General features: G+C 68.6%; 36 protein-coding genes. 7 read left to right on the forward strand and 29 right to left on the reverse strand.

Annotated elements, in window-relative coordinates; all coding sequences use genetic code 11:
- Positions 1–4: 4 nt before the first annotated feature.
- The 13 genes from M52SOB_RS09195 to M52SOB_RS09255 form a co-directional block, all read right to left on the reverse strand.
- Positions 5–757: a phage tail tube protein gene (locus M52SOB_RS09195; RefSeq protein WP_131111583.1), complete on the reverse strand. Its 753-nt coding sequence runs from the start codon at positions 755–757 to the stop codon at positions 5–7.
- 2 nt (positions 758–759) lie between these two features.
- A complete protein-coding gene (locus tag M52SOB_RS09200) occupies positions 760–984 on the reverse strand; it encodes a DUF7210 family protein (RefSeq protein WP_009518235.1) in 225 nt (74 codons plus the stop codon).
- A 7-nt stretch (positions 985–991) separates the two neighbouring features.
- Positions 992–1,417 carry a hypothetical protein gene (locus tag M52SOB_RS09205; protein WP_131111584.1) on the reverse strand — a complete coding sequence of 142 codons (426 nt, stop codon included), beginning with the start codon at positions 1,415–1,417 and terminating at the stop codon, positions 992–994.
- A complete protein-coding gene (locus tag M52SOB_RS09210; protein ID WP_172601804.1) occupies positions 1,414–1,698 on the reverse strand; it encodes a head-tail joining protein in 285 nt (94 codons plus the stop codon). Before M52SOB_RS09210 ends, M52SOB_RS09205 begins: the two co-directional genes overlap by 4 nt.
- Positions 1,699–1,708: 10 nt before the next feature.
- The gene (locus tag M52SOB_RS09215; protein ID WP_131111585.1) at positions 1,709–2,710 is read right to left on the reverse strand and encodes a major capsid protein; all 1,002 of its coding nucleotides are present in this window, start codon (positions 2,708–2,710) and stop codon (positions 1,709–1,711) included.
- Between the two features lie 67 nt (positions 2,711–2,777).
- On the reverse strand, positions 2,778–3,155 hold the full coding sequence (locus tag M52SOB_RS09220) for a head decoration protein (RefSeq protein WP_131111586.1): 378 nt from the start codon (positions 3,153–3,155) through the stop codon (positions 2,778–2,780).
- A gap of 3 nt (positions 3,156–3,158) precedes the next feature.
- Positions 3,159–4,394 carry a S49 family peptidase gene (locus tag M52SOB_RS09225; protein ID WP_131111587.1) on the reverse strand — a complete coding sequence of 412 codons (1,236 nt, stop codon included), beginning with the start codon at positions 4,392–4,394 and terminating at the stop codon, positions 3,159–3,161.
- Between the two features lie 5 nt (positions 4,395–4,399).
- Positions 4,400–5,878: a phage portal protein gene (locus M52SOB_RS09230; protein ID WP_131111588.1), complete on the reverse strand. Its 1,479-nt coding sequence runs from the start codon at positions 5,876–5,878 to the stop codon at positions 4,400–4,402.
- On the reverse strand, positions 5,878–6,099 hold the full coding sequence (locus M52SOB_RS09235) for a phage head-tail joining protein (protein WP_131111589.1): 222 nt from the start codon (positions 6,097–6,099) through the stop codon (positions 5,878–5,880). The genes M52SOB_RS09230 and M52SOB_RS09235 overlap by 1 nt, the downstream gene beginning before the upstream one ends.
- The gene (locus M52SOB_RS09240; RefSeq protein ID WP_131111590.1) at positions 6,099–6,491 is read right to left on the reverse strand and encodes a hypothetical protein; all 393 of its coding nucleotides are present in this window, start codon (positions 6,489–6,491) and stop codon (positions 6,099–6,101) included. The genes M52SOB_RS09235 and M52SOB_RS09240 overlap by 1 nt, the downstream gene beginning before the upstream one ends.
- Positions 6,491–6,982: a hypothetical protein gene (locus M52SOB_RS09245; protein ID WP_131111591.1), complete on the reverse strand. Its 492-nt coding sequence runs from the start codon at positions 6,980–6,982 to the stop codon at positions 6,491–6,493. The genes M52SOB_RS09240 and M52SOB_RS09245 overlap by 1 nt, the downstream gene beginning before the upstream one ends.
- 36 nt (positions 6,983–7,018) lie before the next feature.
- The gene (locus M52SOB_RS09250) at positions 7,019–8,968 is read right to left on the reverse strand and encodes a phage terminase large subunit family protein (protein ID WP_131111592.1); all 1,950 of its coding nucleotides are present in this window, start codon (positions 8,966–8,968) and stop codon (positions 7,019–7,021) included.
- Positions 8,969–8,970: 2 nt separating this feature from the next.
- Positions 8,971–9,531 carry a hypothetical protein gene (locus M52SOB_RS09255; protein WP_431306323.1) on the reverse strand — a complete coding sequence of 187 codons (561 nt, stop codon included), beginning with the start codon at positions 9,529–9,531 and terminating at the stop codon, positions 8,971–8,973.
- Between the two features lie 102 nt (positions 9,532–9,633).
- Between M52SOB_RS09255 and M52SOB_RS09260 the strand changes: the two genes are divergently transcribed.
- From M52SOB_RS09260 to M52SOB_RS09280, 5 genes are all read left to right on the forward strand, one after another.
- Positions 9,634–9,900 (forward strand): hypothetical protein, encoded by a 267-nt coding sequence (locus tag M52SOB_RS09260; RefSeq protein ID WP_131111593.1) that lies wholly within the window; start codon positions 9,634–9,636, stop codon positions 9,898–9,900.
- Between the two features lie 92 nt (positions 9,901–9,992).
- Complete coding sequence (locus M52SOB_RS09265; protein ID WP_131111594.1) at positions 9,993–10,190, forward strand: DUF6900 domain-containing protein; 198 nt, start codon at positions 9,993–9,995, stop codon at positions 10,188–10,190.
- 96 nt (positions 10,191–10,286) lie between these two features.
- Positions 10,287–10,865, forward strand: a complete 579-nt coding sequence (locus M52SOB_RS09270) for a DUF3489 domain-containing protein (RefSeq protein WP_131111595.1) — start codon at positions 10,287–10,289, stop codon at positions 10,863–10,865.
- Between the two features lie 155 nt (positions 10,866–11,020).
- The gene (locus M52SOB_RS09275; RefSeq protein WP_131111596.1) at positions 11,021–11,230 is read left to right on the forward strand and encodes a TA system antitoxin ParD family protein; all 210 of its coding nucleotides are present in this window, start codon (positions 11,021–11,023) and stop codon (positions 11,228–11,230) included.
- The gene (locus tag M52SOB_RS09280; RefSeq protein ID WP_131111597.1) at positions 11,230–11,508 is read left to right on the forward strand and encodes a type II toxin-antitoxin system RelE/ParE family toxin; all 279 of its coding nucleotides are present in this window, start codon (positions 11,230–11,232) and stop codon (positions 11,506–11,508) included. Before M52SOB_RS09275 ends, M52SOB_RS09280 begins: the two co-directional genes overlap by 1 nt.
- Here the strand turns inward: M52SOB_RS09280 and M52SOB_RS09285 are convergent.
- Entirely contained in the window at positions 11,478–12,752 is a 1,275-nt protein-coding gene (locus M52SOB_RS09285) for a site-specific DNA-methyltransferase (RefSeq protein ID WP_131111598.1), read from the reverse strand. The genes M52SOB_RS09280 and M52SOB_RS09285 overlap by 31 nt on opposite strands.
- Positions 12,753–12,792: 40 nt before the next feature.
- On the opposite strand from M52SOB_RS09285, the gene M52SOB_RS09290 reads away from it, so the two are divergent.
- Entirely contained in the window at positions 12,793–13,074 is a 282-nt protein-coding gene (locus tag M52SOB_RS09290; protein WP_131111599.1) for a type II toxin-antitoxin system Phd/YefM family antitoxin, read from the forward strand.
- A complete protein-coding gene (locus tag M52SOB_RS09295) occupies positions 13,064–13,336 on the forward strand; it encodes a Txe/YoeB family addiction module toxin (protein ID WP_131111600.1) in 273 nt (90 codons plus the stop codon). Before M52SOB_RS09290 ends, M52SOB_RS09295 begins: the two co-directional genes overlap by 11 nt.
- Here M52SOB_RS09295 and M52SOB_RS09300 read toward each other — a convergent pair.
- The 15 genes from M52SOB_RS09300 to M52SOB_RS09370 all read right to left on the reverse strand — a co-directional run bounded on the left by M52SOB_RS09300 (position 13,290) and on the right by M52SOB_RS09370 (position 23,207).
- Complete coding sequence (locus tag M52SOB_RS09300) at positions 13,290–14,717, reverse strand: site-specific DNA-methyltransferase (RefSeq protein ID WP_131111601.1); 1,428 nt, start codon at positions 14,715–14,717, stop codon at positions 13,290–13,292. The genes M52SOB_RS09295 and M52SOB_RS09300 overlap by 47 nt on opposite strands.
- A gap of 344 nt (positions 14,718–15,061) precedes the next feature.
- Positions 15,062–15,235, reverse strand: coding sequence for a hypothetical protein (locus M52SOB_RS09305; RefSeq protein WP_284155062.1), 174 nt, complete (start codon positions 15,233–15,235; stop codon positions 15,062–15,064).
- A 29-nt stretch (positions 15,236–15,264) separates the two neighbouring features.
- Complete coding sequence (locus tag M52SOB_RS09310) at positions 15,265–15,558, reverse strand: type II toxin-antitoxin system RelE/ParE family toxin (RefSeq protein WP_131111602.1); 294 nt, start codon at positions 15,556–15,558, stop codon at positions 15,265–15,267.
- Positions 15,555–15,821, reverse strand: coding sequence for a type II toxin-antitoxin system ParD family antitoxin (locus tag M52SOB_RS09315; RefSeq protein WP_131111603.1), 267 nt, complete (start codon positions 15,819–15,821; stop codon positions 15,555–15,557). Before M52SOB_RS09315 ends, M52SOB_RS09310 begins: the two co-directional genes overlap by 4 nt.
- Positions 15,822–15,876: 55 nt before the next feature.
- Positions 15,877–16,314: a DUF6362 family protein gene (locus M52SOB_RS09320; protein WP_284155063.1), complete on the reverse strand. Its 438-nt coding sequence runs from the start codon at positions 16,312–16,314 to the stop codon at positions 15,877–15,879.
- On the reverse strand, positions 16,307–16,528 hold the full coding sequence (locus tag M52SOB_RS09325; protein ID WP_131111604.1) for a hypothetical protein: 222 nt from the start codon (positions 16,526–16,528) through the stop codon (positions 16,307–16,309). The genes M52SOB_RS09320 and M52SOB_RS09325 overlap by 8 nt, the downstream gene beginning before the upstream one ends.
- A 1-nt stretch (position 16,529) precedes the next feature.
- Entirely contained in the window at positions 16,530–17,006 is a 477-nt protein-coding gene (locus M52SOB_RS09330) for a crossover junction endodeoxyribonuclease RuvC (protein ID WP_131111605.1), read from the reverse strand.
- A gap of 129 nt (positions 17,007–17,135) precedes the next feature.
- Positions 17,136–19,412, reverse strand: coding sequence for a phage/plasmid primase, P4 family (locus M52SOB_RS09335; RefSeq protein WP_131111606.1), 2,277 nt, complete (start codon positions 19,410–19,412; stop codon positions 17,136–17,138).
- Positions 19,396–19,650, reverse strand: a complete 255-nt coding sequence (locus M52SOB_RS09340; RefSeq protein ID WP_131111607.1) for a MerR family transcriptional regulator — start codon at positions 19,648–19,650, stop codon at positions 19,396–19,398. Before M52SOB_RS09340 ends, M52SOB_RS09335 begins: the two co-directional genes overlap by 17 nt.
- Positions 19,647–20,393 (reverse strand): hypothetical protein, encoded by a 747-nt coding sequence (locus M52SOB_RS09345; protein ID WP_131111608.1) that lies wholly within the window; start codon positions 20,391–20,393, stop codon positions 19,647–19,649. The genes M52SOB_RS09340 and M52SOB_RS09345 overlap by 4 nt, the downstream gene beginning before the upstream one ends.
- Complete coding sequence (locus M52SOB_RS09350; RefSeq protein ID WP_131111609.1) at positions 20,390–20,893, reverse strand: DUF6511 domain-containing protein; 504 nt, start codon at positions 20,891–20,893, stop codon at positions 20,390–20,392. The genes M52SOB_RS09345 and M52SOB_RS09350 overlap by 4 nt, the downstream gene beginning before the upstream one ends.
- Positions 20,894–20,911: 18 nt before the next feature.
- Complete coding sequence (locus M52SOB_RS09355) at positions 20,912–21,538, reverse strand: hypothetical protein (RefSeq protein WP_131111610.1); 627 nt, start codon at positions 21,536–21,538, stop codon at positions 20,912–20,914.
- A gap of 3 nt (positions 21,539–21,541) precedes the next feature.
- Positions 21,542–22,372: an ATP-binding protein gene (locus tag M52SOB_RS09360; RefSeq protein WP_172601805.1), complete on the reverse strand. Its 831-nt coding sequence runs from the start codon at positions 22,370–22,372 to the stop codon at positions 21,542–21,544.
- 80 nt (positions 22,373–22,452) lie between these two features.
- Positions 22,453–22,932 (reverse strand): hypothetical protein, encoded by a 480-nt coding sequence (locus M52SOB_RS09365; RefSeq protein WP_131111612.1) that lies wholly within the window; start codon positions 22,930–22,932, stop codon positions 22,453–22,455.
- Between the two features lie 11 nt (positions 22,933–22,943).
- A complete protein-coding gene (locus tag M52SOB_RS09370) occupies positions 22,944–23,207 on the reverse strand; it encodes a helix-turn-helix transcriptional regulator (protein ID WP_131111613.1) in 264 nt (87 codons plus the stop codon).
- Positions 23,208–23,368: the final 161 nt, after the last annotated feature.

Below are 23,368 nucleotides of genomic sequence, written 5' to 3' on the forward strand. Positions count from 1 at the left end.
CCCCTTACAGGAGCACCAGGCGGCCGAACTGGCCCAGATCGCCGCCGGCCGGCTTGGTGAGGTCCGCCAGCACCTGGCCGGAGAGTTCGAACTTGAGCAGCTCGTCGGTGATGATCGAGAGTTCCTTGGCCGGGTTGATGGCCACGCGGTACAGGTCGATCACCACCTCGCGGTTGCCGTCGGCGGTGTTGAGGCCCTCGAAGCGGATCCAGCGCTCGGGCAAGGCTTGCGTGAACATGGCCGTGTGACTGGCCGCCCCGAACGCGTAGTCCACCGTGAAGGGCTCGGTGTACGGGCCGCCGGTGGTGGCATCCAGGATCACCAGCGACCCGTGCTTGGCGTTGACGGTGTACTGGCTGGCCGGCAGCGTCTTGGGCGGGCTGTCCGAGTCCTGGACCTGCACCGCCGAGACGTTTTGCATCGCGAGCGGATAGAGGTGCCCCGGCGTGACCGGGTTGGGCAAGGCTTCGCCGGTGACCGTACCCGGCGTGACTTGAGTGCTGTGCCCGTAGAGCGCCAGCGCCAGGTTGGTCGGGATGAGTTCTTCCAGCGTGCAGGCGAACTCGCCCTTCTTGGTCTTGATGAGCTGCAGGTCGGTCAGGCGCTGGCCGGACTGCGCCTCCTGGTGCTCGATGGTGTCCACCGACAGCGACACCTTCAGTTCCGGCACGTTGCCGACGAAGGTCAGCCCCGCCGGATTGCCGGCCGAGTCGCGCGCGCCGATGTAGACGCGGCCTTGTCCGGAGAAGTAGGCCATGGTCAGTCTCCCGTGGGGGTGTGCGTGGATGGGGTCCCGACGGCGGAACCGTCACGGCGCGAGGGTTTGAGGGATGGGGTCGAGGACTCCGGCGTGACGAGCCGGGCCACGCCCTGGGCGATCAGCCAGCGGGCGCTGGCCTCGTGGATGTCGAGGCGCTCACCCACAGCGAGGCGCTTGCCTGCGTGGGTATGGGGTTTCAGTAGCTCGATGGAGAGATTTGGCATAAGGGGTTCATCCTGTTTGGGTGAGATCGAGGGCATGGGTGCGGTAGCGGATTTCGTAGCGCGCCGGCAGCATCACCGTGCCGGCATCGAGGTCGTCGGCGTCCCACTCGGCGTCGAGCTCGCGCACCGCAAGCGCCAGGCCGCCCAGGTTCGGGTCGGCGAGCACGGCGGCGTGGGCGGCGACGATCAGCCGATCGGCCGCGTCGAAGGCGTCCATGCCGCGCGCGAGCGCGACCAGGCGCACGGTGAGCGCGCGCTCCACCAGCCGGTTGGCATGCGCGGTGAGCGCGTCGCCCTCGACGAAGACGAGCAACGCAGGGCCGGCCTCGCGCGGCAGCGGTGTGGCCGGCTGGCGCAGCACCGCCGCCGGGGCCAGGGCAGCAAGGAGGCGATCGACCAGGATGCGCAGCAGGCGCTCGCGCACCGAGTTCATGGCAGCCTCGCGAGCCTCGCCCGGCACTCGCGGCCGTCGCCGAAGGCGCTGACCTCGCGCACGCGGTAGGACTGGCCGACGATGGTGACCACGTCGCCCGGCGCGAGCGCGAGGCGCGAGGCCGCGTACTCGATCTCGAAGTCGCGCGCGAGCGCCAAGCCCTCGAGCACCGTCTCGTCCGGCGCACGGAACGCGCAGTGCACGGTGGTGGTGCCCACCACGACGGGCGTCAAGAGTCCCGCGCGCTCGGCGGCGTCATACAGATCCTCCACACGCACCATCGCTGCGGCATCACACCGTGAGCTTGACCAGCACGCCCGGCCGGTGACACATCGGCAGCGGGTTGGACTGGGTGTGCAGATCGGTGCCGCGGTCGAACTTGCGCGGCTCCTGCTTGGCGTACAGCGGCTGGCCCAGGGTGTTCACGGTCTCGTTGAAGTCGGCCGGCGCGAAGTAGGTGGCGAAGGTGTCCACCGTGCCCAGCGGGAAGGCATGGGCCTCGCCCGCGGCGATGAAGCGGCGCACCGTGCCATCCGGGCTGCTGGCCTGACCGCGGTACTCCTCGAAGGTGATGCCGGCGAAGACGAAGCCGGCGCGCACGTCGTTGATCAGGATCGCCCCCTGCTGCCACTGCGCGTAGGCCTCCTTGACCGCCTTGTGGCCGGTGAGCTGACGGAAGAACTCGGGCGAGCACAGGACGTGCACGCCGGTCATGAACTCGCCCTTCAGGTTCTCCTCGATGTGGGCCAGCACCTCATAGCAGTGGCCTTTGACGTCGCTGTTGGCATTGGTCAGGTCGAAAGCGATGACCGCCTGGCTCAGGTCGAACTCGTCGAAAAGGTCGTAGATCGTGCTGCCGTCGGCGTCCAGGATCTGACCTTTCAGCGCGCCCATGCGCAGGTGTTCGAGGGTGATCGCGTGCTTGTTGCGCATGGTCTCCAGATGCCGCGCGAGCACGCCGGCGATGGCTTCCATCTCGGTTTCCGAGCCGAAGGCGCGGATGCCCTGCACTTCCTCGGGCAGCACCACGTCGTCGTGCGGGATGTGCGGGACGACGAAGGAACGAAGCCGACGCTGACCGCGCTCGCCCACCGTGCCCGGCGCGCCCGGAGGCCGCGTGGGCAAGAGGTTGAGGCGCCCGGCGTATTCCTCGATCACGACCTGGCGCGTGCGCACGGGCTTCGGGGGGAACAGGTTCAAGGCTTCCAGCCGCCCGTAGCGGTTGGGGATGAGGTTGATGGCCGCCGTGAGGCTGGCCATCGAGAAGCCGGGGGCATCGAAGGGGTTGAGCATGGAGGTCTCCAGATATGACAAACCCGCCAGGCGGCGGGTCGCTCGAAGGGTCGGGATCGGGTGTCGGTCAGGCGCTGTCGCGCACCAGGATGCCGCGCGCTTCCAGCTGGGCGATGGCGGCGGCCTTCTGCGCAGCCGTGATGCCCGCGGGCCAGACGAGCGCGCCTCGCGCGACGATGGCATGGCGGGCGATCAGGATCGCGTCCTCACGGTCGATCAGCGTCGCATCGACCGCATTGCCCAGGACGCCTGCGGCCACTTCCGTGCCGTCGGTCGCGCTGGGGTCGAGGGCCTTGAGCTTGCCCGTGGCCGCCTCCAGGCCGACCACGGCGCCCAGCGGCAGGTGCTGCCCCGCGGCCACGGTCGAGCGCTCGCGCGAGTAGAGATTCGGCGCCTCGTATTTCAAGAGGTCGCCGAGGTTGAGGGCTTGGGTGAGCGTGGGCATGGCTTACTCCCGGGTCACGAGTTTCTTGACGGCGGCGACCACGGGCGAAGAGGCCGGATCGGCGCCGGGGGCGGCCCAATCCTGGGGCACGTGGGTCGAGCGCACGGCGGACGCCATGCTGTGGGCGGCGCGCGCCTCGAGCAGGAGACGGCGCACCTCATCTTCGGTGCGGCCGGCGGCGATGAACTCGGCGGCACGCTCGGGGCAGCCGGCGATCAGGCACAGCTCGGCAATGGCTTGCGCGGACTGCGCCACTTCGCGGCGGGCCTCGGCCACCAGGGCGGCGGCCGCATCCGCGCCGAGGGGCTCGGGCGCGGCATCGGAGGGGGAATCGGTCATGGTGGGGGTTCCTCGCGGTAAGGTCGCCTTCCCGGTCGTGATCTGGCGCGGCGGGGAAGACGGACGCCGCGCGGCAGCAAGATGTCGGTCGAACTCGGCGAGCACCGCGGGCAGCGTGGCCACGCCATCGGCCAGATGCGCTTCGACGGCCTGCGGGCCGAAGAACAGCGCCGCTTCGGTCGCACGCACCGCGTCTTCGGCCAGGCCACGCATCGCCGCCACGTGCGCGACGAAGAGCGCGTGGAGCCGGTCCACTTCGGCCTGCAGCGCCGCGCGGGCGGCATCGGCCAGCGGCGCGTGCGGCGAGTAGTCGTTCTTGCGCGCGCCCGCGGTGATCGCGGTGTAGCGCAAGCCCTCTTGGGCGTCCTTGACCGACTGATCGACATGCAGCGCGATCACGCCGATCGAGCCCACGCCGCCGGTCTCGGTGACGAAGAGCCGCTCGGCGGCGCAGCCAATGGCGTAGGCCGCGGAGAAGGCGGCGTCGTTGGCCACCGCCCAGATGGGCTTCACGGCCGCCGCCTCGCGCACGCGGCGGGCAAGCTCGAAGCAGCCGCCGGTCTCGCCGCCGGGCGAGTCGATGTCGAGCACGATGCCGGCGACCAGAGGGTCGGCCAGCGCCGCTTCCAGCCGCGCGCCGATCTCGGAATAGCTCACCAGCCCCGAGGCGGCTTCCAGCCCCAGCGTGCGCTTGACCAGCGTGCCGTGGATCGGGATCACGGCGATCGAACGTTCCGGAAATGCCGCAGGGTTGGAAGCCTTCGGCAGCGGCGGCGCGAGTTCGACGTCCGGCGCGGCGAGATTCAGGCGGTCGGAGAGCACGGCCAGGATCAGGTCGAGCTTGGCGCGCTGCACGAGCAAGGGCGTGCCGAACAGGCGGGCGGCGAGATGAGGCAGCATCGGTGTCAGTCCTGAAGGTCGGTGTCGGGCGCAGGTGTCGGCACCGGCCTCAATGGTTGGTCGTGGCGCGGATCCGAGTCGAAGACCAGCCCGAGGTCGTCCGCTCGTGCGTTGTCCGCAGCAATCTCGCGGTCGATGTCCTCGGCGTCGTAGCCGTAGGCCGAGATCGCCTCCGAGCGGCTCATCAGCCCGGCGCGTATCGCGAGCTTCAAGGCGTTGAACTCCTTGAGCGGATCGACCCACTGCCAGCCCTGCGGGATCCACTTGGCAGCGAGGAACTCCCGGCGCCGGCGCGCAAAGCCCGGCAGCGACAGGGCGCCTTCCAGCACCGCCTGCTCCATCCAGGCCCGCCACACCGGGCGGCACAGCTGGTGCACGATCACCCCGTGCTGGATGGCCTCGCAGCGGCGGCGGAACTCCAAGAGCCCCGCGCGGATGCTGGAGTAGTTCACCTGGGTGAGGTCCCCGGTGAGCATCTCGTAGGTGATGCCCATGGCGGCAGCCACCGCCCGGAACTGCTGGCGCATGAACTCGCCGTAGCTCGCGCCCACGTCGGCCGGCTGACTGAACTTGATGTCCTCGCCCGGCTCCAGGATCTGCAAGGTGCCGGGCTCGAGCCCCGCGAGCGCCACTCCCTGGGCATCGGGCAGCCCCTCGCCCATCAGGTTGTCCTCGGGGGCAAGCCGCGTGATGAAGCCGGCGAACATCGCCGCGGTTTTCTTGCGCACGAGCTCGGCGTCGTCGTACTGGTCCAGCTCGTTGAGCTTGACCAGCGCGCGCGCGAGCCACGGCTCGCCGCGGATCTGCCCCGGGCGCAAGGGCCGGAACAGGTGGATCACCTCGTCGGCTGGTACCCGGACGGTCTCCATGCCGCCCGTGCCCGACATCGGCGCAAGACTGCCGTCGCCCGGGTGCGAGCGCGTGAGGTGGTAGGCCACCCGCCGCCCGAGCCGGTCGAACTCGATGCCGGCGCGGATCACGTTCCCCGAGGGCAGGTCCCGGTGCAGGGTGGTTGGCAGGTGCTCGGGCTCGAGCACCTGCAGCTGCAGACCCACCGGCAGACCGTCCTCGCCGCGGCGCCAGCGCAGGCGCACCAGCGCCTCGCCGCCTTCGAGCATGGCCCGGCAGGCCAGCGCCTGCAGGCCGTAGAAGTCGGTCAGGCCCGCCGCGTCGGCCTCCCCCACCCAGTCCCACCACAACGCGTGGATGGCTTCGCGCAGACGAGCGTCGGCCACCATGCTCTGCGGCTTGATGCCGGTGCCGATGGCATTCGCCACGAAGGCTTCGATGCCGGCAGCCGCCCAGGCGTTGCGCCGGGCAAGATCGCGGCTCTTGGCGCGCAGTTCGTGTTGCGTGTAGGCCAGCGCCGCGACCGCCCCGGGGTTGCCGACCTGCCAGGCCACAGCCCGGCGGCCGCCGCCCACGCCGTCGTAAGTGGGGCTCGCGCCGAGCAGCCGTCGCTTGAGGGTGTGCCACCAGCCCATCACGTCCCCTTGGCGGTGGTGATGCGGATCTGCCGCGGCGCACCCGGCCACAGCCCGGTGGCCACGGCCTGCTCGAACAGGTCGCGCTTGACCGCCGCGATCGCAGCCTGCAGTTCCTCGACACTGCGGTACTCGACCGTCTTGTCGCCAAAGCTCACGCGCTTCTCGCCCTTGGCGAGCGCGGCTTGCAGGGACTCGAGGTCGGCTTGGGTATAGGCCATCAGCGGTAGACCACGAGGTTGATTTCGGTGGAGTCGGCGAAGGACGCCGCGGTGGTCGCGCAGCCCACATCGACGTGCGTCGGCGTCTTCTCATCCAAGGTCGAGCGCACGATCAGCAGCCGCTGCGTGCCCGTGTTGGTGTTGCTGCGTGCGACGCCCACCCAGCAGTAGTTCGCGTCCGGCATCGGTGTGGCAAAGCTCACGCGGTAGCGGCCGGGCGCGGTGCGGGTGACACCGGCCACGTTGTGCGCGGCGCGCACGACGATCTGGTTGCCGACCCAACCGAAGCACACCCAGGCCCGGGCCAGCCCCGGATGGCCGGCATCGATCTTGGTACGGACCTCGATCCCGATGCGGCTGGCCAAGGCGGCGATGCGCGCGGCCAGGCTCATCAGAGCAGCGCCCCTTCGAAGATCGCGACGAAGTCGGTGTCGGTGTCGCCCACATCGCTGGCGGCCACCGCGCCGATGTTGCTGCGCGCCTGCGCGGCTTCGGCCGCGGTGAGCGTCTGCGCCGCATCGAAGCGCACGCGGTTGTTGACGGCCGCCAGCAAGGCATCCAGGCCGCTGGTGCCGTTTTGCAGCAGTTGCTGGATTTCCAGCAGGGTGTCATAGGCGGCGTCCGCCCCGCCCAGGATCTCGGCTTTGAGCGCATCGAGCAGCGTGACGATCTTGCTGGACGAATAGGTGCTGGTGGTGGCGACCTGGCTGTCGTCGATCGCGCCCGATGCCAGCACCGCGGCCTTCAGTTCGTTGATGGCCGCCACCAGGCTGGACTTGTCGGTGGTGGTGAGGTTGGCGAGATTCCCGGCCTTGGCGCGGACGTCGTTGAACTCCTGCGCGACGCGGATGACCAGGCTTTCGAGGCGGGTGGCCAGACTCATGGGTTCTCCTTGCGGCGTCAGATCGGCCAGGAGGGATCAGCGCAGCCAGGGGCTGCGGATCACACGCCGGCCGGTGTTTCGGGTTGCAGAAACAGCGAGGCCACCCCGATGGGTAGCCTCGTTGATGGATTCGGTGGTTGTTTCAAGGGTTGGCGGGCTGGCCAGACCCAGTTGTCGCTCCAACTCGCGCCAGTGGCGCTCCTCGAAGCGGTCCAGCCCGGCGGCACTGGCCGCCGCGCGGGCATACACGTAGCAGTCCAAGGCTTCGTTGCGCTCGCGCATCTTCTGCCACTCGCGCACCGGGTAGCCGTTGCGGTCGCGGCGGGTGATCAGTTGCTCGGCGCAGAGTTGCTGGATGAACTCGGCGTCGATCTTGGGCAGGTGGACGTATCCGGCCGGGTACGTGACCGTCACGCCGTCCTCATCGATGTCCGCGCTTTTGCGCAGGTTGTTGTAGAGCTCCAGCTTGGCCAGCCCTACCGCCACCGAATACACCTTGATGCCCCGGCGCAGCTTTTTGCCGGCGAGCGAGACGTCCACCGCGGTGGGCGTGCCGATGAGCGCTGCTCCGCGCGACACGCCTTTGACCGCCATCACGCGTGCGTCGCGGCAGGCGCGCACGAAGGCATAGGCCTCCTGGGTCGCAAAGCCGGTATCCAGCGCGAAGCGGGCCAGCGGCATCGCGGCGCCCGAGGCGTGGGTCCAGGTCTCGGCGACCAGCTCGGCCAGGCGCTGCCACACCGCATCGCGGGCCGTATCGCCCATCAGCACCCGGTGCTCGACGAGCCAGCATTCCTTGCCGCGCCCGAAGGCCCAGATCGAGGCCTCGATGCGATCCTTCTGCACGTCGGCGCCGCCGACCAGCAGCAGGCCGCCTGCCGGCACCGTGCCGATGCGGTAATCCTCGCGCCGTTCCAGCAGGCGCTGCCAGTCGGGTGCCTCGCCTTCCTCGACCCAGGTCTCACCCAGCTCGGTGTTCTTGAAGGTCTTGATCGCGGCGCTCGATCCGGTTTCCTTGCTCACGGCGGCTTCCCATGCGGCGGCAATCTCGCGCCATGAGCGCCAGCCCACCGGGCTGTACAGCGACGAGAGGTGAAAGCCCGCCGTCTTGCCCTGCGCCGTCGCGCGCCACTGGCCGTGCTCGAGCATCCAGGTCTTGTGGTGCTCGGCAATGGGCGCCTCGCAGGATTCGCAGACGTAGGCCGCCGTCTCCGGGCGGCCCTTCTCCCAGCGCAGCCGATCGAAACGCAGCCATTGCCGGTGGCCGCAGTGCGGACAGGGCACGAAGTAGCGGCGCTGGTCGGATGCCTCGTACTCGCGTTCGATGGCCGAGGCCCCGGCAATCGTCGGGGTCGAGACGATGAAGATCTTGCGCCGCGCAAAGGTGCGGGTGCGCGCCTCGGCGAGCGAGATCGCATCGCCTTCACCCTCGACATCGAGCGGATAGCCGTCCACCTCGTCGAGGAACAGATACCGCACCGGCATCGAGCGCAGGCCCACCGCGCTGTTGGCGCCGGTCATCACCAGCACGCCGCCGCGAAACTCCTTGGCGAGGATCGTGTTGCCCGAATCCCGGCTCCTCGCCGGGGCGATGAGTTCGGAGAGCACCGGCGACTCCTCGATCAGCGGGTCGATGCGCTGCTTGGAGGCGCGCTTGGCCATCTCCACCGTGGGCCACACCGCCATCATCGGCCCCGGCGCATGGTGGATCACATAGCCGATCCAGTTGCTGCCCATTTCGGTGGCGCCCAGCTGCGCGGCCTTCATGAACACCACCCGCTCGATGGGCGAGCTGGGCGACAGGCAATCCATGATCTCGCGCAAGTAAGGCGTGCGGCTCGTGCGCCAGCGCCCCGGCTCGCTCGAGGCTTTGCTGGAGAGCACCCGGTGGCGGTCGGCCCACTCGGAGACCGTCAGCGGCGGATCGGGCGTGAGCCCTTCGCGCCAGGCGCGCTCGATCGCGTCGGCGCCGTCGTAGTCGATCATCGTCAGTCCACGCGTGGCCGCAGTTCGCCCAGTTCCTGCAGGTGCTCGCGCACGGCCGTATCGAGTGCCACGTGCAGCGCGTGGGGATCGACGCCAAGCCGTGCGGCCATCTGCGCCGAGATGCGCGCCGGCCAGTTCAGCCACGCGTCGCGCTCGGTGCGCGCGAGCTTGAACACATGCGCCACCGCCTGCGCGCGGTCGACGAGCTCGCCCTTGCGCTGCGCCAGCTCGACCTTGTGGAGCTGGGCCTTGAGCACCTCGTTGACGGTGCGCGCCTGCAGCAGCGACGTGCTCCCGCTGGGCAGCGGCGGGGGGACGGGGGCGGGGATCTCGCGCTCGGGCCGGGCCTGCCCTCTCGGAGAGGTCGGGATGTTTTGCTCAGGGGCGCGGCGCGGCTGCACGGTGTTGCGCGCCCACTGCGCGTCGGCCGTCTCGGGGTCGATCGTGCCGTCGGCAAGCGTCGTGATGCGCCCGGTGTCGATGGCCTTCTTCACGGCCACGTGCGACACGCCCCGGTGGCGCGCGTAGGCGCGAATGGAAAGACCCATCGTCACCTTCTTCAATCATTTGTTCGTCATTCCTGAAGATCGAGCTTGGCTTCCATCGGGAACAGCGCGTTCATCACGGCACGCCAACCCACCATCGAACCATCGAAAGGACCCCCGATGAACGCCAACACTCTCGATACCCTGGCCACGAAGCTGGCCGAAGCGGCGCTGACCATCCTGGTGCGCAGCTGCCGCACCGAGGTGGCAGCCGCCAGCCGCGACGACCTGGAGGCCGCCTGCGCGGCGATGCGCGCCAAGGCCAGGCCGGTCATCGACCAGTTGCTCGACGACGCCCGCGCCGCCCCCTGGGTCGGCGAGATGGCGTTCCATGCCGCGGCCTTGGAACTCGCGCAAGCCGGCATCGCGGTGCTGCGCAAGGCCTGACTCATCGCGTGAAGCCAAGCAGAAAGCGCTTGGCTTCACTGCCGAACAGCGCGTTCATCACGTCACGCCAACCACACCGAGAGGAACCCGCCATGCGCCCCATCGACGCCCTCCTCACCCAGATCGCCCAGCAGCATCTCGGCATCGAGACCTTGCAAACCCGCCACTCGGACAGCCTGGATTTCCACGACCTGGCGGTGTGGAACATCCGCGCCGCGCTGGAAGCGGCCTTCAACGCGGGACTCGAACAAGGTCGCCGTGCCAAGTCGCCGGATGAGGCCAACCGCTGATTGCGAAAGGCCCATGCCAAGCCGAAACGCTTGGCTTGGGCCCCGAACAGCGCGTTCATCCCGTCACCCGATCCACCCCTGCAAAGGAGCAAGCCCATGACCACCATCGCCCTGACCCCGACCCAGCACGCCATCCTGGCCTACGCCATCGAGCACAGCGGCGGCAAGATCGACTGGTTCCCCGAGCACATCAAGGGCGGAGCGCGCCAGAAGGTGCTGGAAGGCCTTACCAACCGTGCCCTGATCGCCCCCGCGGGGACCGACTGGTTGGTCGCCGCCGAGGGCTACGCCGTCCTGGGGCTGCCATGCCCGGGCGCGAAGACACCGCGCGTGGGCTCGTTCGAAGCCCAGCTCGATCGGATCATCGCCAACGCGGAGCAGGCAAACGCCGCGAGCGATCCCGAGTTGGAGGCCGCCATCACCGCGGCGGAGGCCACGTGGACGCAGGCGAAGGACGATGCGCCGCGTCGCACCCGTGCCGACAGCAAGCAGGCGCAGATGATCGCGATGCTGCGTCGTCCTGAGGGCGCCACGATCCACCAGATCATGGACGTCACCGGCTGGCAGGCGCACACCGTGCGCGGCGCCCTGGCCGGAGCGCTGAAGAAGAAACTGGGCCTGAGCATCGTGTCGGACAAGCCGCAGGGCGGCGAGCGCGTTTACCGGCTCGCGTGAGTTGCAACGAGGCAGCGCCTCCCGTACGGCGAGATGCCGCAACCGACGGCTTCGTGATTCACTGCGTGAGCGTCGAGGCGTCTGTGGCCGCCCGGCGGCAAGGCTCCTTTTTGGACCATTACGGACTAAAATGATCCATCGCAAAGGAGGTTCGTATGGCCGTCAATGTCAAACTGCCTGAAGCCTTGGTCGAGACCGCCAAGCGTTACGGCGCCATCGAACATCGCTCGGTGCCCAAGCAGATCGAATACTGGTCGCAGATCGGCAAGATCGCCGCAGAGAACCCCGACCTGCCCTTTTCCGTCATCCGCGACATTCTGATCGCCGACCAGGAAGAGGCTGTTGGCGAGTACCGGTTCGGCTGATGCGCCTGCTCGTCACCCCGACCTTCGAGCGCGCCGTCAAGAAACTGCACAAGCAGCAGAAGGCGACACTCGACGAGGCGGTGCGTACCATCGCCAGTCAGCCCGAAGCGGGCGAAGCCAAAGTCGGCGACCTGGCCGGCGTGCGGGTTTACAAGTTCCGCATGGGCAGTCTGCTGTGCCTGCTGGCCTACCGAGTCCTCGACGAGAGCACGCTCAAGCTGCTGATGGTCGGTCCGCACGAGAATTTCTATCGCGACCTCAAACGCATCGAACCCTGACCCGCCAGATCATTGAACGGGACTGCATCGACTTGCCGGCAGGCGTCCTGGCCGGTGAAGTCCTGCCAGCGGCGCACGATCACATCCACGTACTTCGGGTCCAGCTCGATCAGCCGCGCGATGCGGCCTGACTTTTCCGCGGCGATCAGCGTCGTGCCCGAGCCGCCGAAGGGGTCGAGCACGACATTCCCCGGGCGGCTGGAGTTGCGGATCGCGCGCTCGACCAACTCCACCGGCTTCATGGTCGGGTGCAGGTCGTTCTTCTGCGGCTTCTTGATCTGCCAGACGTCGCCCTGGTCGCGGTCGCCGCACCAGTGGCGCTGCGCGCCTTCGGGCCAGCCGTAGAGGATCGGCTCGTACTGGCGTTGGTAGTCGGAGCGGCCCAGCGTGAAGGTGTGCTTGGCCCAGATGATGAAGGTGGACCAGTGGCCGCCGGCAGCCCGGAAGGCCGATTGCAGCACGTCCAGCTCGCTGGAGGACATGGCCACGTAGATCGCCCCTCGACAGTGGGCGATGGTGGGCCTCAAGGCCGCCAGCAGGAAGTCGCGGAAGCCATCTCCCAGGTTGTCGTTGAGGATCGCGCGGTCCTTGCCGCGCAGCTTGTCTTTCGCTGAGTTCGCGTAGTTGACGTTGTATGGCGGATCGGTGAACACCATGTCCGCGATCTCGTCGCCCAGCACCGTGGCGTAGGCTTGCGGCTCGGTGGCATCACCGCAGAGCACCCGATGATGCCCACAGACCCAAACGTCGCCAGGGCGGGACACCGGGGTGTCCGGCACCTCGGGTGCCGCGTCCTCGTCGGTCTGGCCATCAAAGTCTGGCTCGTCGCCCGCGAGCAGTTCGGCCAGCGCGTCGGCGTCGAAGCCGGTCAGGTCCAGATCGAAGCCCTCGGCCTGCAGGTCTTGCAGCTCGATGCGCAGCAGTTGCTCGTCCCAGCCGGCGTTCTCCGCGATGCGGTTGTCGGCTACACCCAACGCCCGGCGCTGGGTGGGCGTGAGATGGTCGAGCACGACCACCGGCACCCGCTCCAGCCCGAGCTTGCGGGCGGCCGCCAGCCGCCCGTGTCCGGCGACGATCACCCCGTCGCTGCCGACCAGGATCGGGTTGGTGAAGCCGAACTCGGCGATGCTGGCGGCGATCTGCGCCACCTGCTCCTCGGAGTGGGTGCGGGCGTTGCGGACGTAGGGAATGAGCTGGGCGATCGGCCAGTGCTCGATCCGCTCGGCCAGCCACGACGCGCTCATTTTCTGTACAATGTTCCTGTCCAATTCTGGAGTCGCGGCCATGACCATCGAAACCACCTACAGCCAGGCGCGTGAGCAGCTCAAGGCGCTGATGGACCGCGCCGTGGACGATCGCGAGGTCATCGTCGTGCGTCGTCGCTCAGGGGACGCCGTGGCGATGATCGCGGCCGACGAACTCGAGGGCCTGCTGGAGACAGCGCATCTGCTGCGTTCCTCGAAGAACGCCGAACGCTTATTGACGGCCCTCACTCGAGCGCGCACGACCCGTTTGAAACCCACGACGCCAGCCAAGCTCAAAAAGGACCTCGGCCTTGAAGCGTGAGGCTGCGCGGCTTGCCGTCTGCCATCCGGAGTTTCTCGAAGACCTGCGCCATTGGGTCGAGACCGACCGGCGCACCGCCAAGCGGTTGCTCGATCTGGTCGAGGCGGTGCTGCGTGATCCCTTCGATGGCATCGGCAAACCCGAGCCGCTGAAATATCTCGGCCCCGACGTCTGGTCGCGGCGCATCACCCAGGAGCATCGCTGCGTCTATCTGGTCAAGGCCGATCGCATCGAGTTTCTGCAGGGGCGCTACCACTACTGACGGCGCGCTCGGCCGCCACCTCCTCGAAGGACTGGCCGGTGGCGGCCAGCGTCACCGGCACCTCCGGATGGTTCTGCCGGAAGCGCTCGATGGCCACGTCCACGTACTCGGGCGCGATCTCCACGCTGCGGCAGACGCGGCCGGTGCGCTCGGCGGCCAGCATGGTCGTGCCGCTGCCGCCGAAGGGTTCGAACACGAGGTCACCGGGGTCCGTGTAGGCCTCGATCACGAACTGCGGCAGCGCCACCGGGAACACGGCCGGGTGGTCGATGCCCTGGCCGATCTTGCCCTTGTGGCGCATCACCCGAATCACCGAGTCGGGGATGCGAGTGTCCTGCGTGGGCTGCCCGGCATGGGTCCAGCCGCCCACTTCGCCGTCCTTGCCGCGCATCGCCGTCGATGACCCATCGGCGCGCAGGTGGGTCTCCTGCCCGGCGAACTTGCACGGCACGATCTTGTTCGGTTTGCGGCTTTCTCGGTTGAAGTGAAAGACGAACTCGAAGGCAGGCGCCAGCCGCCCCTGCCAGTCGCCGGGCATCCCCGGACCTTGATCCCAGACGTACCACGCGAAGCGCCGCCAGCCCTGCTGGCGCATCCAGGCCATCCACCCATCCCAGTACGGGATCACTTCGTTGTCGCGGTGGATCAGCCCGAGATTGACCAGCACCTGGCTATCCTGAGCCATCGGCAGGTGGGCGAAGACGCCGCGCATCAGGCCGTCCCAGTCTTTGATCCCGCCGGTGGTGTAGTCGCGCTGGTTGCCGTAGGGCGGCGAGGTGAAGCACAAGGCAGCCGTTTCGCCCTGCATCAGCGCAGCCACCACGCTCCGGTCGGTGGCATCGCCGCAGATGAGGCGGTGCTGGCCGAGCACCCAGAGGTCGCCGGTGCGGGCAACCGGCATGGACGGGGCCTCGGGCACGTCGTCGGCGGTGTCCGTCTCCTCGGTCGCAGGTTCCCGCGCGGCATCGACTGCCGCCTCGGCGAGCATCGCTTCGATCTCGGATCCGTCGAACCCGGTGAGCGCCAGGTCGTAGCCGGCCTCGGCGAGTTCGGCCAGTTCCAGCGCCAGCAGTTCCTCATCCCAGCCCGCATCGAGCGCCAGGCGGTTGTCCGCCAAGACGAGGGCGCGCTTTTGCGCCGGCGTGAGGTGCGCGAGTTCGATCACCGGCACCTGCTCGAGCCCGAGCCGGCGCGCCGCGGCCAAGCGCCCATGCCCGGCGATGATGCCGTTTGCGCCATCGACCAGGATCGGGTTGGTGAAGCCGAACTCCGCGATGGAAGCGGCGATCTTGGCGATCTGCGCATCGCTATGCGTGCGCGGGTTGCGCGCGTAGGGGATCAGCGCCTCGACCTGGCGGTACTCGACGTGCAGCGTGTTCAAGGGAGAAGTCCAAAAGCAAAACCCGCCGGGCCTTGCCGCCGGGCGGGTCATGTGAGTTCGGGTTCGGGTGAGGCGGTGACCGTTCTGCGGGGTGGTAACCGGGACCGGTAACCTGGCCGGGTGGTAACCTGCTTGGCGCCCTGACGCTAGGGCGATGCCGCGCTCGCGCCCCCCGCATCGCGCTTGCGCAAGGAAGGACCCGTCGCTGCTCGGGCGGCTTCGTCGGGCGTCACCGCTGTCCAGAAGTTAGCCGAAATCCTACCCCCGAAACGGCGGATCTGTTGCAGCGGCCAAAGCCGCGTTTGCCCGCGGGCGCACGCAGATGCGCGATCCGATCCGCCAAATCACGCCAAAACACGCGGACGGGAAGCGTTTGGCGAGGACGTGCGGTCGCGCTTGGCTGCCAGGCGCAGCGCGTCGTACTGGCGCATCATGCGCGCGTCGATGAAGCCCAGGCGATGCAGGTCACGCGCCGTCTCATGGACGGCTTCGAGGATCCGGTCGTTGCGCTTCTTCATGGCCATTCGAGGCGCCTACTCGGCCGATGTCAGCCACCGAACTGGGCGCCGATGTCCCGTGCGCCGTGCAGGACGCGCACGATGCTCACTTCATCGTCGGACGCACAGAAGAAGATCACGTAGTTGCCGTGGGCGCAGGATCGAATGCCCTCGCCGAGCTCGGGGCGGAGCCGGTACGCCTGGGGCGCCCCGGCGATCTTCCTGCACTGCATGCGAAGTTCTGCCATGAAGCTGACGGCTCGGCCCGGGTTGTCCTGGGCGATGTAGTCGCCGATTTCCTCGATGTCGGTTGCCGCCAGCGGGCTGATGACGAGCCGGGTCATTTCGTCCGGCGCTTGCCCTGATCCCGATACTTTGCTTCCAGACGATCAAACACCTCTTCGGCCGGCTGCCCCGGGCCACTGGATCGACCGGCTGTGATGGCCGCACGCAGCTCTTCCAGCTGCAGGGCGTGGCGCTGGGCTTGCTCTTCCAGCAATCGCAGGCCTGCGCGAACCACCTCGCTGGCGTTGTTGTAGCGACCGGAGGCGACCTGCTCCTTGATGAAGGCCTCGAAATGGGGGCTGAGGGCGACGCTCGTCGGCATGGGCTTGACTCACAACTATTAATAACAGTTATTGAATCCGTGCAGCCTCGTCCTGTCAAGCGAACGGCCGGGCGGGCGGTTCGCTCACCCCGCTGCGCATCGAAGGGCCGGCGTCTTGCCGCTTGCCGTTGAGCGTCTCGGCCACGATCGAGAGCGCCCGCTGCCAGCGCCTCCAGGCCGTGGTGCGGTCGCAGCCGAAGCGCGCGCAGATATCGCGCCAGCGGTGGCGCTCGGCGCGCATCCACACGAGGTGCCGTTCCTCCTCCTGCAGCCACTGCACCCAGCGCATGGCCTCGAGCATGCGCTCGATGGCCTCTGGCGCGGGGGGATAGCGCCGGATCGTCGGTTCGGCGCCGAGCGTCTCCCACGGCAGGCGCCGGATCGCCGGCCAGGTGTTGAAATAGCCCTGCACCCGCACGGGTGGCAGGCGGTGCGCGGTGATGGCCGCCTCGCGGAAGCGCTCGGCCACCTGCTCGACGGTCCACTCAGCCATGGCGCGCCTCCCGGGTTTCATTGCGTGATCCGTACAGCCGCTCGCCGATGCGGCGGATCAGTTCGCGCTCCGTCCAGTCCAGCCGGGCATCGTCTTGACTGACAACGAGCACGCGCTGCTCGCGCCAGCCCTGGCGCTTGACGGCTTCCACGTCCATCGGCTCGGGCTGCAGCCGAGCGAGCGGGCAGCGGTAGCGAGGCGTCGGGATGTGCATCTCAACCCTCCTGCGCCGCGTCGTGGCGCTCGATGGCCCAGTGCAGCAAGGCCAGCGCATCGGCCTCGTTGTCGTCGGCGGGGGTATGACCGCGGGCGCGGGCGGCAGCCAGCATCGCGTCTTTGCGGGCATTGCCACGGCCTGTGGCGTGCTTCTTGATCGTGCCCACCGGCACGCCCTGGTAGGGGATGCCATGGTGCTCGCACCAGGCCGTGAGCGTGGCGAGGAAGCCGCCGTAGGCGTGGGCGGCGTCGACACCGGCGTGTCGCCGCACCTCCTCGAAGTACAAAAACTGAATTTCAGAAACCGATTGCTGAATTTCAGCAATCCAGCGGCGGAAGCGCAGGAAGCGCATGCCGCCGCCTTCGAAGCGCTGCGGCCGAAAGCAGACGGCGCCGCTGGTGATGTGGCCGGAGCCGTCGCGCAGCGCCCAGCCGGTGGTGGTGCCCAGGTCCAGGGCCAGGATCGTGGAGATCATCGGTTCATCCTTTCATCGGTGTCCGGTGACCGAAGGTGGCCGACGTGCCGTTAATCGGCTCTCACGTGCGCGCGCGCACGTGTAGAGGAATTACCGGCAGGCCAGTCACCTTCGGTCACCCTTGGGGTTTTAGTCGTCGCGGTATGGGAGCCGTGCGCCGTAGTCCTTGGGTTTGAGGGACAGCCCCGCCAGCCCCTTGGTGCCCCCGTGCAGCCGCGTGCGTTCGAAGCCGCGGTTGGCCAGTTGCTGTGCGAGCCAGCGGCTCGTGCCGACGTACTCGCCCCTGCGGCCGGCCCACTCTTGCCAGCGCTGGAACACGTCGGCCACGGCCACGCGGGCCTGCGGGTGGCGCTGCGCCTCCTCGTCAAGGAAGTCGCCGATCGCGTCCTCCTCCTCGAAATACTCGGCGGTGGCCGACATCACGCTGGCCGGGGGCTGTAACCCTTCGCGCTGCCAGGTCAGACACCCCTCGACCGCCCAGGCCATGATGCCGTCGCGCTCGGCCTGGAGCTTTTCGGTGAGCCGGCCATCGCGCTTGTCGGGCGGAATCGTCACCGTGAACGGGATCAGGTGCAGCCGCCGCTTCATCGCCTCATCGATGTTGCGGATCGCAGGTTTGTGGTTGCCGACGATGACGGGCTTGAACTGGGGGGTGTAGGTGAAGAAGTCTTTGTGCATGAAGCGCGCGGCGATGCGGTCTCCGCCAGTGATGGCCTTGACCTTGGATTCGGCCCAGCGCCGCCCCTGCTCGGTCTCGATGGCGGAGACGAAGCGCGCCCCGCGCAGGCCCGCGAGGTCCGTGGGATGGCGCTCATGGCGTGTCTCGACGAACGTCTCCATCGAGGCGGTGGCCGCGTAGTCGCCCAGGATCGTGGCCACGGTGTTGACGAACACGCTCTTGCCGTTGGCCCCGGTGCCGTAGAGGAAGAACAGCGCATGCGCTGCCGTCGAGCCGGTGAGGCAGTAGCCGACCATGCGTTGCAGATACGCTTGGAGTTCGGCGTCGCCGCCGGTCACGTCGGCCAAGAAGGCCCGCCAACGCGGACAGTCGCCGCGAGGCGTGGCGGTGGCGAGCTTGGTCATCCGATCGGCGCGCGCGTGCGGGCGCAGCCGCCCAGTGCGCAGATCGACCACGCCGCCCGGGGTGTTGAGCAGCCAGGGATCGGCATCCCACTCGTCGGCCGTCGAGGCATGCCGCCGGTCGGTGCGCGCCAGCCGCTCCACGCCGCCCACCGTGCTGCTCGCGGCGAGCTTGGCCGCGAGCCGATGCGAGTCGGCCTTGAGCGCGGCCTCGCGGCAGATCGCGCGGATGAGGTGGTGCACCAGCAGCGTCTCGTCCACCTGCCAGCGCCGGCCGTCCCACACCAGCCACTTGCCCCAGGCTGAGCAGTAGCGCCAGTCCTCGGCGTAACGCGCGGTGAAGGTGAGCGCCAGGGCGTCGTCGGTGGCCCAGACGGAGGGCTCTTGTGTGGACTGTCCGCTGGCGGGCTTGATGCTCATTCGTGGGCCCGCGGCGATGAAGGCGGCGACGTCGAAGCCTTCGGCCGCGGCGTCGGCCACATCCCACCCTTCGGGCTTGTCCTCGGGCGGCAGCAGCACGTCGCAGGTGGCGGCGCCGGCGGCGAGTGCGGCCTGCGCGGCGGCCATCGCATAGTCCCAGCCCGGCTTGTCGCGGTCGGGCCAGATCAGCACGGCCTTGTCTTTGAGCGGCGACCAGTCGGTCTTGTCCACCGGGGCGTTGGCCCCGTGCATCGCGGTGGTGGCACACACCCCTGTGTCGATCAGGGCCTGCGCGCACTTCTCGCCCTCGACCAGCACCACCTGTGCGGCGTTGATCATCCCTGGCTGGTTGTACAGCGGCCTCGGCTCGGGCGGCGTCATCTTGCGGCGCTTGGCATCCCACGGTCTGAACTCCTTCTTGCGTCCCGGTGGGTCGTAGCGGTAGACGACGGCGATGAGCCGCCCCTGCGCGTCGAGGTAGTCCCACTTGGCGGTGGCGGGGCCCAGATCGTCGGTCGGGATTTCCTTCTTGCGGCGCTTGCGCACCGCTGCGGTGGGGGCGCGGCCGACGAGGTCTTCGGCCAGATCGAGGATGCGGGCAAAGTCTCGCTCGGCATCGAGGCCGTGATGGGCGGCGATGAGGTCGAAGACGTCGCCGCCCTCGCCGGTGGCGCGGTCGGTCCACAGGCCCGCCTTCTCGCCCGCGAGCACCACTTCCAGGCTGTCGCCGGGGCTGCCCAGCACGTCGCCGATGAGGAACTTGCCGCGGCGCGTCCGACCGGCGGGAAACAGCATGGACAGCACCGATTCCAACCGCGAGAGCAGCGCGGCGCGCAGGGCTTCGCGGCGCTCGGACGCCGGGATCTCGGGCGCGGGCGCGGGTGCGGTGTCATTGAAGTCCAACATCCGCCGCCTCCTTCAGTGCTGCGTCGGCCGGGCGCAGGGCCTGGCGCTCCTTCATCCACGCGCTCAGTTCGGAAAGCTTGAAGCGCAGCAGTTTGCCGACCCGGTAGTGCGGCAGGTGCAGGCGCCGGCGCTCCTTGGCATGGGTGAGCCAGTACAGCGGCAGATTCAGCGCAAGCGCCGCCTCGCGTGCATCGATCAGGCGCTCTCCGAGCACCTGCGTCAGCGGTGTGTCGTTCATGTCGCAGTCCTCCAACACCGGTCCTGCCAGGGGCACATCCGGCATTCGACGTGGGTGGGGTCGGCAAAGCCGCGCGGCAGCAGTTCGCCGGCGTCGGTGGCCGAGATCACTTTGACGGCGCGATCCGACATGCGCTGCGCAAGCAGCGCATCGAAGGGCACCCGCTCGGCGTAGAGCTCCATCGTGTCGGCGTTGACCGCGGTGAACAGCGCCGGGTGTTCGTGCAGGCCCAGATAAGCCTGGTAGACGGCCACCTGCGCGGCGTAGATGGGCTTGGCCACGGCCAGGCGGTGCTTTTCGAGCTCGCGCCAGGACTTCGCGCTCAAGCACTTGTTCTCCCACAGCGCGGGGTAGCCAAAGCCCGGGCCGAGATCCGGCCCGGCGACGAGGACGCCATCGACATGCCCCTGCAAGCGGCCGTCCAGCGCCGAGAAACCGAAGGGCTCGCCGGCGTCGTCGCGCGTGCGCAGGTCGAAGCCTGCGGCGCGCAGCCAGGCGGCCATGCAGTCCTCGATCACATGACCGCGCTCGAACACGCGCAGCAGACGTCCGTCGGTCTCGCGGCCCGGATCGACCGGCGCGTCCGCGAACTCGTACTGCAACGCGCGCTCGCACGTGGCCCCCAGGCGTGAGGCGCCGAGGTAGGTGCGACGCGGCTGCGCCGCGCGAGCTTGCTGCATGGCCGCGTCGATCCGCGCCGTGAGCTGACCCGAGAAGCTCCTGGAGGCGTTGAAGTCCATCATCGCCGCGCCTCCTTCCGTGGCGCTTTGGAGGCCGACTTCGGCTCCTCCCACGGCAGGTCGTCTTCCAGATCCGCGAAGGGGTCGGACACGGGGTCTTTGAGTCCCCGCACCGGTGGGTACTTGCTCGCCTCGTGGTGCGCGACCATCGCCTCGGTGTAGCCGGTGACGATGGCGTCGATGACCTGCAGCGCCTCGGCCTCGGAATACGCGCCCAGCGGCTTGTCGAAGCCGATGGCCTCGGCTGCTTCTCCGAAGGCCTTGAGGCAAGCCCGCATCGCGGCCCGTTCGACCTCAGACGGATCGATCATCGCGACCTCCCGCTTGTCGATGTGACCCTCCTGCACGCGCCGCCACTGGCCGTAGAGCGCGTGAAACGCCTGCTGGCAGCGCCGCGAGCAAAACACCCAGTCCATCGGATAACGCCGGGCGTCGCCCACCGGATGCCGAAGGTCCGCGTGGCCGTAGCCGCGCGCCTGTCGTTTGCAAATCCAGCATTTCATTCACGCCGCGGCCTCCTCTCACTGCGCCCAGGCCGGCTTGCCCGGCACGGCGGGGCGTTGCGGGGCGGCCGGCGGCATCGCATGGGGCGGAACCACCGTCGCCGGCGCACCGGAGGAGCCGTTGCCCGGGGTCTTGGGCGGCAGGCCCATGAGCCGCGCGTAGTCCGGGTGGTCGGGCTCGACGGCGCTCTTGACGACGTTCTTCAGTTCCCCGCGGCCGTCCTTCTCGATGTCGATGCGGGCCGCAAACTCGATGCCGTCGAGCTCATGGAAACCCTGGATGCGCCGCGCGGCGGCGGCCTGCGGGCTCATGTCCTGCGGATGGACGTGGCGGGCGCTGTTGAGGATGGCGCGCACGAAGCTGCGGCCCATCTGGCCCCAGCCCGGGCCCTTCGGGGAATGCAGGCCGATGTTGCTCCAGAGCTTGCGCCGGGCGTACTCGCCCTCCAGCACCACGAACTCGGCGGCCAGATACACCGCGCCGGTCTCAAAGCTCTGCGTGGCCCAGCCGCCCGTCCAGCCCTGGGCGGGGTCGTCGAAGCCCCCGGGCTTGAGGGTCATGCGTACCTTGGCGAGCGTGCCTTTGGGGATGAGGTCGAAGCTTTGCTGCTGCTGCGCGTCGTTGAAATCGTTCCAAGCGGTCATGGCTTACTCCTTGAAGGCGGTGGGGGATGGCGGGATTTGGGTGGCGGCGGCGCACTTGGCGATGAGCGCGGCCAGGTTCGGCGGCTCCAGCAGTTCGAGCTGGCCGCTTCGGTCCTTGGCGGGAACGCCATAGGGGTTGACGGTGTGGCAGACGAAGGCGCGGTAGCTCGATCCGTCCTCGGCCTTGATCTCGGCCAAGGTGATGACCTCATCGACGATGCCGGGGAGTTCCGCCGCGGTCTTGGCGCCCTCGATCTGCGGCACGAAGACGCGGCGGTTGAAGTCGTCCAGGCGCTCGTCGAGGATGGCCACGAACACCACGTGCTTGCCGCGCGCGTGCTGCAGGTGGGTCAGCGCCCCGATGAGCTCGGCGCCGAGCAGCCCATAGGCGCCGCGGGTGTCGGGCTTGCCGGTGCGCTCGCTGTAGGCCTGCGGCTGGGTCTTGGCCCAGATGAGCGCGAGCCGCGCGAGCACGGTGATCGAGTCGACGAAGTAGGTGTCGTACTTGGCCAGTTGCCGGGGATCGCCGTACCGGTCGCAAACCGCGCGGTAGTGCGCCTCGGAGTACGGGGCGTCCGCAGGCAGCGCCGGGTTCGGGCCGGCGAGGAATACCACGAGATCGCGGAACTCCGGCCAGGTGGCCGGCCGCACGCAGTCGCCGCGCCAGTCCTTGACGGCCAGATCCCCGGCCTCCAGGTCGACGAACAGGGTCGAGGCTTGCGGCAGCGTCTTGAGTTGGCTGGTCTTGCCGATGCCGCTCTTGCCCAGCAGCACGAGCTTCACACCCTGCTTCTCGGCGAGGCGCTGGTCGGCGGTGATGATGGGAAGGGCCATCACGCCACCTCCTTCAGCTGCTTGGCGACAGGGGTCGGAATTGAATTCCGAGCCTTTTCCTTCGGTTCGGTGCGCATGGATCACTCCTCCGAGACGAGGGCCAGCCGAAACGTCGGCTTGCCGGGCTTGACGGTGCGGGCAGCCTCGAACCCGGCCCGCAAGGCGGGCGGCCAGTGGTTGAAGCGGGACTCGGATACCGAGTACTCGACGTCGAGGTAGTCCTCGACGCGCTCGCCGGCGGCGGCGATGCGCCGGGCCATCTCCGACAGTCGCGCCTGATCCCAGGCCACGCGCTTGGGGAGATCGACGGTCACGCGCAGCGGCCCCTCGTTCAGATGCACGACGCCGAAGTCCTTGCCGGCTTGCAGGCGTGCGGCGCGGGCCTGCTCGCCGTAGGCGGCGTCCAGCGCAGCGTCGAACTTGGCGCGGGCCTGCTTGAGCCAGGCGAGCGCTTCGTCCAGGTGGCGGCTGATCTCGGCCTTTTGCTCGGGCGGCAAGGCCGCGAGCTGGCCGATGGACATCGCGGCGATGTCGGCGGGGTAGAGAGTCAAATCGCTCATCGCACCCTCCTTCACCGCGCCGCGCGCTCGGAGGTCGAGTCGTGCAGGGCGCTGCGCTCGAACTCGATGACCGACTCCAGCGGGTAGCTCACGCGCTTGGACAGCTTCAGGTAGCGCGGGCCACGCCCTTCGCTGCGCCAGCGCTGAAGCGTCTTGGGGCTCAGGCCCCAGCGCTGCGCGAGCTCGTTCTCGTTGAGGACCCGGCGGTCGCCGGGGTTCAGGCCGTTGATCGCCTCGAGTGGCGACCGGGGGATGGTGCTTGCCGATGTCGGCATGGAAGCCTCCTATGACGCTGTTGAGGAACAGGTGTCATTGCAGGCTTCGGGTGGCGAACTTTGGAGGGACGCAATGGCGAACCCGCGAGGAACTTCGGGTTCGCCAATCCGCGTGCAGCCATGCCAAAACGGCGAGCACACGGCTCGCCGTTCTTGGGGAC

Source organism: Sulfuricystis thermophila, assembly GCF_004323595.1.
In the GTDB taxonomy this organism is placed as follows: Bacteria; Pseudomonadota; Gammaproteobacteria; order Burkholderiales; family Rhodocyclaceae; genus Sulfuricystis; species Sulfuricystis thermophila.